Source organism: Pseudomonas sp. PDM28 (assembly GCF_019219115.1).
GTDB classification, from domain to species: Bacteria; Pseudomonadota; Gammaproteobacteria; order Pseudomonadales; family Pseudomonadaceae; genus Aquipseudomonas; species Aquipseudomonas laurylsulfatiphila.
The window spans coordinates 1-2,694 of sequence record NZ_JAHUWG010000022.1; the positions used below are offsets into that span (position 1 = coordinate 1).

The window sequence follows — 2,694 nt, forward strand, 5'->3', positions numbered from 1 at the left end:
TGCTCAAGGGCACCAACAAGATGCGCGTGTTCCAGGAAGAAATCTTTGGCCCGGTGGTGAGCATCACCACCTTCAAGGACGAAGCCGAAGCCCTGGCCATCGCCAACGACACCGAGTTCGGCCTGGGTGCCGGCCTCTGGACCCGCGACATCAACCGCGCCTACCGCATGGGCCGCGCCATCAAGGCCGGTCGTGTGTGGACCAACTGCTACCACCTGTACCCGGCGCACGCGGCGTTCGGTGGCTACAAGAAGTCCGGCGTCGGCCGTGAAACCCACAAGATGATGCTCGACCACTATCAGCAGACCAAGAACCTGCTGGTGAGCTACGACATCAATCCGTTGGGCTTCTTCTAAGCCCCGGAAATGTAGGAGCTGCCGCAGGCTGCGATCTTTTGATCTTTGCCTGTCGGTGGCTCCCATTGCCTGTTCAAAAGATCGCAGCCTGCGGCAGCTCCTACAGGGCTGGATGCTCTGCTCCCCTTGATCGCCCCTTTGGAGCCCTCGATGAAAATCCGTTACAAGGTGAGCCTTGTGGCTGCTTGTGTGCTGTTGGTGACCACCAGTCTTCTATCGCTGGTTCAGGTAGAGCAGATCCGTAGCATTTTGCGTCACCAGGTCGAGGCGAGCATTGCCGAATCGAGCAATGCGGTGGCACGTCAGATCGAGAACTGGCTGAACGGCAAGCTTCATTTGATGGACCTGGCCTCCCAGGCGATCGATCGCCAGTACAGTGTGCAAACGACCCAACGCATCATCGATTCGCCCATTCTGAAAGACGAATTCAAGCTGGTGTTCGGCGCCCTTGAGGCAGATGGAAAACCCATCAAGAACACGGCGGCGTGGAATCCGAAACCCGACTATGACGGTCGCACCCGACCCTGGTACGCGACGGGAAAGACCGGCAACCAAGCCGTCCTGACCGAACCCTACAAGGACTCCACCACGGGTGAGATCCTGATCTCGGCCGTTGCCCGGATCAGCGACGCGGGACAGTTGCTCGGGGTGTTTGGCGGTGACATCCGCCTGACCACAGTGGCCGATGCCATCAATACCCTGGATTTCGGCGGGGCCGGTTATGCGTTCCTGCTCAGTAAAAGCGGCAATATCATTTCCCACCCGGACGCCGAACTGAACGGCAAGCCCTACAGTCAGCTTTTTGCCGGGAGCGCCCTGCCCCTCGACGCTCAGCTTCAAGAGGTGCGCAGCGGCGGGAAATCCCTCCTGGTGTCCTTCATCCCCCTCTCCGATCTCAAGGGCATGGATTGGTACATCGGCGTGGTCCTGGACCAGGACATCGTCATGGCCGCCGCCCATACCCTGAGTTGGCGAGCCGTGATCGGTACCGGCCTGGGCGTGCTGCTCAGCCTGTTGGTGTTGGGCCTGCTGGTCAGGCGACTGCTACGGCCGCTGGAACAACTGAAGGACTCGCTGGCAGACATCAATCGCGGTGAAGGCGACCTGACCCGCCAACTGCCTGTGGTCGGCAATGATGAAATTGCCCTGGTCGCCGGGGAATTCAACCAGTTCCTGCACAACCTCAAGGCGCTGATTGGCGACGTGAAAAACAGCTCGCAACAGGTCCGCGAGAGCACCACCGCGACCTCGTGCGAGGCGGATCAGGCCGCCAGCCGCGTACAGGTGCAATTGCAGGAACTGGATCAACTGGCCACCGCCATGACCGAGATGGCCTCGACCGCCGAGGATGTCGCGCGCAACGCGCAAACCGCTGCCGAAGCGGCGATTGCCGCTAACGAAGAAACCGCCGATGGCGTCGCTCTGGTTTCCCGGTCTACCGGGGCCATCAAGCGCTTGGCCGAGGAGATGGACGCCACCGGTCATGCGATCAATGACTTGTCCACCCTCAGTCAAAGCATTGGATCGATTGTGGCGGTCATCACCAGCATCGCCGACCAGACCAATCTGCTCGCCCTCAATGCCGCCATCGAGGCCGCCCGTGCCGGTGAATCGGGACGCGGGTTTGCGGTCGTGGCCGATGAGGTGCGCTCCCTGGCCTCGCGCACCCAGCAATCCACCCAGGAAATACGCGAGATGATCGACCAGCTGCAGACCGGGGTAAAACACGCCCAGGCACGCATGCAGCAGAGCCGTGACACAGCCAGCAGGACGGCCGGGGATGCCAATGCCGCCAATGACACCCTCGAACGCATACGCGAGGCCATTTACCGCATCAATGACATGAACCTGCAGATCGCCGCGGCCGCTGAAGAACAAAGCGCCACGACCGAGGAAATCAACCGCAACACTACCAATATCCGAGACATCAGTCTTGAAGTCTCCGGCAGCGCGGACAAACAGGCTCGCCAATGCTCAGCCATGGTGGAGCACGTCGGCCAGCAAGACAAACTACTGAGTCGCTTCCGGATTTGAATGTTGCATTTGCCCGAATGCTTGAGCTGCAAACCCGTAACAGATCACAAAAACAACTATTCCACCGAGGTAAGAAAGATGAGTGCGGCTTCCCTGTATCCCGTTCGTCCCGAGGTTCTGGCCAATACGCTGACCGACGAGGCGACCTACAAGGCCATGTACCAGCAGTCGGTCGTCAACCCGGACGGCTTCTGGCGCGAGCAAGCCAAGCGCCTCGACTGGATCAAGCCTTTCACCACGGTGAAGCAGACCTCCTTCGATGACCATCATGTCGACATCAAGTGGTTCGCCGACGGCACCCTGA

General features: G+C 60.0%; 3 protein-coding genes and 1 pseudogene. All 4 read left to right on the plus strand.

The window, feature by feature from the left end:
• Positions 1 to 356 (plus strand): aldehyde dehydrogenase family protein (locus tag KW841_RS29365; RefSeq protein WP_218480749.1); only part of this gene is annotated, 356 nt, incomplete at its 5' end.
• 150 nt (positions 357 to 506) lie between these two features.
• A pseudogene (locus KW841_RS30195) lies at positions 507 to 1,532 on the plus strand (cache domain-containing protein); the annotation flags it as partial.
• A 108-nt stretch (positions 1,533 to 1,640) separates the two neighbouring features.
• Complete coding sequence (locus tag KW841_RS30200; protein ID WP_371319549.1) at positions 1,641 to 2,390, plus strand: methyl-accepting chemotaxis protein; 750 nt, start codon at positions 1,641 to 1,643, stop codon at positions 2,388 to 2,390.
• A gap of 78 nt (positions 2,391 to 2,468) precedes the next feature.
• On the plus strand, positions 2,469 to 2,694 hold a 226-nt coding region (locus tag KW841_RS29375), incomplete at its 3' end, for an acetyl-coenzyme A synthetase N-terminal domain-containing protein (protein ID WP_305729912.1).